Genomic DNA, 6,749 nt, shown 5'->3' with positions numbered 1-6,749 from the left:
TGGCTTCCGCGGCGGTGGAGGCGGTGGCGGCTTCCGTGGTGGCGGCGGCGGTGGTCGGCGTTCCGACATCGCGCTCAAGCACGATATCGCGCTGCTTGGGTATCTCGCCAACGGTCTCGGCTACTACCGCTTCAGCTATCTCGGCAGTAGCAAGGCCTATGTCGGCGTGATGGCGCAGGAGGTCGCGCAGGTCATGCCGGCGGCCGTGACCCGCGGCGCCGACGGCTATCTCAGGGTCTATTACGACAAGCTCGGAGTGAAATTCCGAAGCTACACCGACTGGCTTGCCGCCGGCGCAAAGATTCCATCCTCGTCGGAGGCATCACGATGACAAGCTGTTCGCGACTGAATCGTATTGCCTCGATCGGCGTGGCTATGGCCGCCGCGCTTGCCCTGCTGCTGTCGTCCGCTCGCGCCCAGCAGGGCTTCCCCAATCCGGAGGACGCGGCGGCCGCCTTGGCGACCGCCGTCAAGGCCGGCACGAGCCGGGCCATGCTGAAGGTACTCGGTCGCGATGCGGCCGATATCATCGAGTCCGGCGACGATGTCGCCGACGCCAATGCGCGGCAACGCTTCCTGTCGGCCTATGACGACAAGCATTCGATCAAGGCCGACGGCAACAAGATAGCCATTCTGATTCTGGGAAAGGATGATTTCCCATTCCCGATCCCCCTCGTCAACAACAACGACGGCTGGAGTTTCGACGCGGATGCGGGTCGTCGAGAAATCCTCTACCGCAGGATCGGCCAAAACGAGCTTGCCGCAATCCAGACCAGTCTGGCTTATGTCGACGCCCAGAACGAATACGCCGAGAAGGATCGCGGCGAGGGTGTGGGCGCCTACGCCCAGCGCATCGTCAGCAGGCCGGGCAAGACCGACGGATTGTTCTGGCGCGACGACAAGGATCCGAGCCCGCTTGGTGAACTGGCGGCGCAAGCCGCTGCGGAAGGCTACAAGGTCGGCGAGCAGAGCATGCCGTACCACGGATACTACTATCGGATCCTGAAGGCGCAGGGCTCCGACGCCCCCGGCGGCGCGCTGAATTATGTCGTGAACGGCAAGATGATCGGTGGATTTGCACTGGTTGCCTGGCCGGCTGAATATGCAAATTCCGGCGTCATGACCTTTCTCGTCAACCACGCCGGCACCGTCTATCAAAAGGATCTCGGTCCACGCACGGATTTCCTCGCCAAGCGCATGATCGTTTTCGATCCGGATCACACCTGGAAGAAAGTGGACCCAACCAATCCCTGAGCGAAGAGGGGCTGCAGCGATGCGAGGCATGATCCGTCCCGTCATACTGACGCTTGTCGCTCTGTTTCTGCTGGTCGCGCCATGCTTCGCGCAGGCCACGGGCCACGTCCAGGTCAAGTTCGTGAAGGCGGCGCTCATCGTGGGGGGCGGCGGCGGAACCGGCACGCTCATCTACCGCGGCCGGCACTATCCGTTCATCGCATCCGGATTCAGTCTCGGCGTAACTGCCGGCACGTCCGTGAGCTGGCTCGAAGGAACTGCCTCGGGTATCCGGGAGGTCAACGATTTCGCCGGCAGCTACGCGCTGCTCGGAGCGGGCGGTGCGTGGGCCGCTGGCGTCGGCGGGGTAACCCTGCGAAATGAACACGGCGTGGTGCTGATGCTCAAAGGGCCGAAAGCGGGATTGGAATTCGCGGCCAATCTGGGTGGGCTCACGATCACGCTGAGGTGAATCCTGGCTCCGCCTCAATTCAGAACCTACTTCGGAAGACATTCCACATTGTAGGCAATGATGATCTGCGCCGGGTCGGCCTTGCCGATGCTTTTCAGGTCTTCGAGGCCGCTCTTCAGCCTGGCTCCTGCGTCTTTCAGGCTGCCCTCGAGCGTGGCCTTAGCCGCGCGACATCGCTCCTCACTTGTGAACTCCTGAAAGACCACGGTCGGCAACAGCCTCCATTCAGCTTTGTCGCTCGTGGCAGCTGGGTTGACCGAATAGGAGAATACATACATCAGCACCCACATCTGCATGCTCCCGTCGTGATGCGAGGTGGTCGCGCCTTCCCGTCATCGTCGAAAGGCGCAGCGGTCGAGCCATGGCCATCATGATCTCGTGCCGAAGGCCCGCATCGACCATGATCTAGATCAAGTGAGCAGGCGAACCTGCAGGGTATCGCGACCGAGTTGTCCCTTGCTTCCTGGCAAGTGCAGACATCCGGGCGCGCAGCGCACCGAGCGATAGATTGATCTATCTCAAGGCCAGATGCGCGGTGAAGGCTCAGCTTGAATCGGCAGATAACGATACGTCATCCGGATAATCGGGAGGTCGAGGCATGTACCGGCACATTCTCATTCCGACAGATGGGTCGGAACTGGCGGAGCATGGGCTCAAGCATGGGCTGGCTCTGGCAAAATCGGTCGGCGCCAAAGTATCGGTCATCTTCGTCGTGGAACCGCTCTCGGAAATAGGAGGGCAGTACCGTGAATTACTCGCGAGGTACACCCAGATACGTAGGGAAGAGGCCACCAGCGCGTTGGAGCGCGCCGCACACGCGGCCAAGGAGACCGGCGTTTCCTGCGAGACAAGTCAGGTGGAGAGCGGGCGCCCCGATCAAGCCATCATCGCAGCAGCCAAGGACAAGGGCTGCGACCTCATTGCCATGTCGTCGCACGGACGCAGCGGGCTTTCCGCCCTCCTCATCGGTAGCGTGACGAACAAAGTGCTCACGCAAGCAATAACCCCGGTCCTTGTCTGTCAGTGAGCGGGCACGTTCACGCAGGGCGCCCCCCGCCACATTGTATGAAATTTGGGAGCAGTTCATGAAGAAAATTGCCGTGTGCCTGGCACTCGCGGGCGCGACGTTGTCGAGTCCCCTGCAAGCGCAGACAAGCGTCGACATGGCGCGCATAACTTGCGCGCAATACCTGGCCATGTCCCCGAGCGATTCTTCCGTATTTTCTGCCTGGATGAGCGGGTGGTTCAATCAAAAGAAGGGATATGTCTTTGTCGATCTCAACGCGTACGCGCGAAATGTCGCCAGCGTAAAAGCGTGGTGCTCGACCAATCCCACCCAGACCGTGATGGCGGGCCTTGAGCGCTCGACAGCCGGCCAGTGATCAAACAGGATTGGAAGACAACCATGAAGCCGTCAATCTTTGCCGTTGCGACCGTTGTACTCCTCGCCACGACCGTTGTGGCCGAAGCTCAAGTCGTCGTCGATCTATCCCTCATCACCTGCAAGCAACTGCTGGAAGCGGACAAGGACAGACAAATGCTGATCAGCTCCTGGATGTCGGGATATTTCAGCGCGTCGAAGAACCTGAGCGTGGTCGATTTTCGCTACGTCGAGCGGAACGGCAAGGTCGTCGGCAATTACTGCAAGTCGCACAAGGCGGACACCGTCATGAACGCGATGCAGAAGAACTGGCGCTGAGTACAGTCTCTGCGAATGTGCAGGCCTTTGGACGGCCTTGTTGTCTATTCGCGTCGGTGATGACGTGGACGACGCCGGGGGGCGCCAGGCTCGCCGCGGATCGTTGGCGTATCCGATCGAACCGCTTTCCTCTCAAGCGAGCCCATCGCCCCCGTATTTCTACGGACGGGGAGGTCTTGACCAAGATCAAGACGCGATCGGGGGCGAGATGGTGTGTGGCCTGAGGAGTCCTTCTCTTCGGTGTCGCCGTGTCGGCCATCTGGTATGTGACTTTCGAAATCCGCCAGCGCGGCCTGCTGCTTCAACGGACGCGCAGCCCTCGCGAGACCAGAACATTTGCCACCGAAGCGGAGGCAAAGGAGTTCGCACGGTCGAAACTGGACGAAGGGCTGGTGGTGTTCGCCGGCACGCTCAATCCGTATCTCCCAAGGCAATTGATTCCTTCGCAGCACATTGCCGATTGGCTCGTCGAACCGTGAACCCGCTCTGACGACCCGTGTCCGGGGCATCGGCGGTACGCGCGCTGCGCTTAACCAAGGGCTGCAAGCATCAATCAGACACGCGGTGTTTGATTGCGCTTGAGTGTTGCCATTTTGGCACGCGCTTTTTCGTGGCTCGCATCTAGGCTTCGATCACTGCCCCATTGGGTGAGCGTATTGACTGCTGTTTTCGATTGATGCGAAGAGACCCGGAGATCATTCCATGAAGAAATTTTTGCTTTCCGTCGCCGTGCTTCTTGGCATGGCCACGCCGGCGCTGTCGGCTGACATGGCCGTCAAGGCGGCGCCCGTACCGCTTCCTCCGCCGGTCTACAACTGGACTGGTTTCTATATCGGTGCCAATGGCGGCTGGGGCGAGAGCCGAACCTGCTGGGATTTCATCCCCGTCGCTGGTGGTGTTGTGCCTGGCGGCTGCAGTTCGCGCTCGGGCGGCGTTTTCGGCGGTCAGCTCGGTTATCGCTGGCAGGCGGGCCAGTTCGTTTTCGGCCTGGAAGGACAGGGCGATTGGGCGGATTTGAAGAGCTCGCGCCTTAGCCTGATCAATCCGGCGTTCTCGACGACGACGAAGACCGACGGGCTCGGCCTTTTCACCGGCCAGCTCGGCTGGGCCTGGGATGCCGCATTGTTCTACGTGAAGGGCGGTGCAGCGGTCACCAGCAATCGCTATGACATCTGGACCACGCTCGGCGGAATCGGGGTAGCGTCGGCGACGTCGACCCGTTGGGGCGGCACCATCGGCGTGGGCTTCGAATATGGCTTCACCCCGAACTGGTCGGTCGGGCTCGAATACGACCGCCTCTTCATGGGCGATGCGAACAACACATTCTCGGTGGTCAATCCGATCGTGGCCGGCGCTGCCAACCGGATCGGGCAAGACGTGGATCTGCTGACGATACGGTTGAACTATCGGTTCGGCGGACCGGTCGTCGCGAGATACTGATTTCGCAGAGCAAATGCAAAAAGCCCCGGCACGGTCGCCGGGGCTTTTCTTTGGCTTCAGCGCTGCCGGATCAGCCTCCCGGCGTGCGGCAAAGCATCGCGCCATCAGCGCTTCGCTGCTCCGCCCTTCGCGGCGTCGTAGGCGTCGCGATAGCCCCTGGCGATGGTCCGGACGCCACGTCCGATGTCGTCATAGACATCGTCAGGCAGGTTCGCGAGCGACACCCGAAGCGACCATTCTGGCGCGTCGAAGCCGCCGCCGTTCAGCAGCACGATCCCGTGGGCTTCGGCCAGCCTGAACGCGAGGTCCAGCGGGTGGACGTTCTTCTTCAGGTATTCGACGGCCTCGTCGCCGATGTTCTTTCGGGCCCAGAACTCGAAATCGATGAGAGCGTAGTAGGCATCGTAGCTCGGATTCGGAGTCAGCTTGTCGGCCAGCCCGAGCCCGTCGAGCAGCGACCACAGCCGCTTGTTGACGATTTCCATGCAAGCGGCTTGATAGGCCTTCTTCACGTCCATCATCTCGGCGAGCGAGAACAGGCTCATCATCACCTGCTGCGGCAACGACAGTCCCGCGGTGTGATTGAGCGCGACGTCGCGGCTGTCGGCGACGATACGGTCGATCAGCTTGAGCTTGCGCGGTTCGAGCGTGAGCGGCCCGTAGCGCTTGTCGAGCGCCTTCACGGCCTCGTCCGGAAGATTGGCGATCTTCCTGTCGAAGATGTTGTCTTCATGGATCGCAATCGCGCCGAGCCGCCATCCCGTGCAGCCGAAATATTTCGAATAGGAGTAGACGCCGATGGTGTTGTGCGGCAGTTCGCCGAGCAGCGAACGAAAATCGTGCACGAAGGTCCCGTAGACGTCGTCGGTGAGGATCATCAGGTCGGGACGCTTGGTCTTGACCAGATTGGCCAGCTTGGCAACCGTCTCCTTGCTCAACGCCATTCCCGGAGGATTGGAAGGATTGACGACGAAGAAGGCCTTGATCTTCGGATCCTCCAGCTTCTTGATTTCCTCGTCGGTGAACTGGAACTTGTTTTCCTGCGGAGCCCTGATCTGAACGACCTTCAGGTCGTAGTCCTCAAGGTGCGTCATCTCGATGTAGGGCGTGAAGATCGGCGTCGCCAGCGCGATTGTATCGCCCGGCACCAGCAGCCGATTGGCCTTCAGCGACTTGAACAGGTAACACATCGCCGCCGTGCCGCCTTCGACCGCATAGATGTCGAACTTCCCGGCCGGCCGGGGCTCGCCGCAGACGGCCCACATCAGGTATTCGTGCACGATCTTCTCGTTGTGCACCAGCATGCGGTCCGGCACCGGGTAATTGTCGCCGATGATGGAATCGACCAGTTCGTGGACGAAAGCGTCGGGATTGAAGCCGAATTTCTTCACTGCAAAGGGCAGCATCTCGGTCAGGAAACTCGCGCCGGGCATGTCCTTGTGCTGTTTAAGCCAGGCCTCGAACCGGCCGGCAATGCCGTTTGCCTGCGGCATGCCGCCGATGCCCGCCGGGTGCTCCATCACCCGCTTGCTCTCGGTGATGGCGAACTGTCCGAGCAGGAAGAAGCCTTCGCGCGGCGTCGTCGCCACCCAGTTCGGATTGCCCCGCCCGGCGTTCAGGAAGGGCATCTGACTGCGCTTCGAATTGCTCTTGGCGAGGTTGATCAGCTCGTCCTTGATCTCGAAGGGGCTCAGCGCCTCGAATTTCTTTAAGGTCAGAAGATCGGCCATTTTGACACTCCCGGGACGATGCAAGCTGTTGGAACGGAAGCGACAGGCGCTCTGGCCCGCGCAATCGCGCACAGCATGATCGGCAGCCGGTGACGGCCCTTGATCTATGTCAACGCTCTGGTGCGGGCGACGCTGCGGCGCTGACGGAGCGCCGCGTCACGATGCAGCATGCGAA

The 6,749-nt window shown here is 61.0% G+C and carries 10 protein-coding genes; 8 read left to right on the top strand and 2 right to left on the bottom strand.

Annotated elements, in window-relative coordinates:
* The 3 genes from H8A92_RS13140 to H8A92_RS13130 form a co-directional block, all read left to right on the top strand.
* Positions 1 to 331, top strand: a 331-nt coding sequence (locus tag H8A92_RS13140) for a tail fiber domain-containing protein (protein WP_229196195.1), incomplete at its 5' end; no start/stop codon positions are given.
* On the top strand, positions 328 to 1,254 hold the full coding sequence (locus H8A92_RS13135) for a DUF2950 domain-containing protein (protein WP_229196194.1): 927 nt from the start codon (positions 328 to 330) through the stop codon (positions 1,252 to 1,254). The genes H8A92_RS13140 and H8A92_RS13135, both read left to right, overlap by 4 nt.
* A 28-nt stretch (positions 1,255 to 1,282) precedes the next feature.
* Positions 1,283 to 1,705 (top strand): hypothetical protein, encoded by a 423-nt coding sequence (locus H8A92_RS13130; protein WP_229196193.1) that lies wholly within the window; start codon positions 1,283 to 1,285, stop codon positions 1,703 to 1,705.
* A 26-nt stretch (positions 1,706 to 1,731) separates the two neighbouring features.
* Here H8A92_RS13130 and H8A92_RS13125 read toward each other — a convergent pair whose 3' ends face one another.
* Positions 1,732 to 1,995: a hypothetical protein gene (locus H8A92_RS13125; RefSeq protein WP_229196192.1), complete on the bottom strand. Its 264-nt coding sequence runs from the start codon at positions 1,993 to 1,995 to the stop codon at positions 1,732 to 1,734.
* A gap of 308 nt (positions 1,996 to 2,303) precedes the next feature.
* Between H8A92_RS13125 and H8A92_RS13120 the strand changes: the two genes are divergently transcribed.
* The 5 genes from H8A92_RS13120 to H8A92_RS13100 all read left to right on the top strand — a co-directional run bounded on the left by H8A92_RS13120 (position 2,304) and on the right by H8A92_RS13100 (position 4,844).
* On the top strand, positions 2,304 to 2,732 hold the full coding sequence (locus tag H8A92_RS13120) for a universal stress protein (RefSeq protein WP_229196191.1): 429 nt from the start codon (positions 2,304 to 2,306) through the stop codon (positions 2,730 to 2,732).
* A gap of 58 nt (positions 2,733 to 2,790) precedes the next feature.
* Entirely contained in the window at positions 2,791 to 3,087 is a 297-nt protein-coding gene (locus H8A92_RS13115; RefSeq protein ID WP_229196190.1) for an HdeA/HdeB family chaperone, read from the top strand.
* A gap of 23 nt (positions 3,088 to 3,110) precedes the next feature.
* The gene (locus tag H8A92_RS13110) at positions 3,111 to 3,404 is read left to right on the top strand and encodes an HdeA/HdeB family chaperone (RefSeq protein WP_229196189.1); all 294 of its coding nucleotides are present in this window, start codon (positions 3,111 to 3,113) and stop codon (positions 3,402 to 3,404) included.
* A 248-nt stretch (positions 3,405 to 3,652) separates the two neighbouring features.
* Positions 3,653 to 3,883, top strand: coding sequence for an uL10 family ribosomal protein (locus tag H8A92_RS13105; RefSeq protein ID WP_229196188.1), 231 nt, complete (start codon positions 3,653 to 3,655; stop codon positions 3,881 to 3,883).
* Between the two features lie 223 nt (positions 3,884 to 4,106).
* Complete coding sequence (locus tag H8A92_RS13100) at positions 4,107 to 4,844, top strand: outer membrane protein (protein ID WP_229196187.1); 738 nt, start codon at positions 4,107 to 4,109, stop codon at positions 4,842 to 4,844.
* A gap of 104 nt (positions 4,845 to 4,948) precedes the next feature.
* On the opposite strand, the gene aspD is transcribed toward H8A92_RS13100, so the two are convergent.
* On the bottom strand, positions 4,949 to 6,574 hold the full coding sequence (gene aspD / locus H8A92_RS13095; RefSeq protein ID WP_229196186.1) for an aspartate 4-decarboxylase: 1,626 nt from the start codon (positions 6,572 to 6,574) through the stop codon (positions 4,949 to 4,951).
* Between the last annotated feature and the right edge of the window lie 175 nt (positions 6,575 to 6,749).

This window comes from Bradyrhizobium acaciae, assembly GCF_020889785.1.
Lineage (GTDB): Bacteria > Pseudomonadota > Alphaproteobacteria > Rhizobiales > Xanthobacteraceae > Bradyrhizobium > Bradyrhizobium acaciae.
This window is presented reverse-complemented; position numbering and strand designations above follow the sequence as displayed.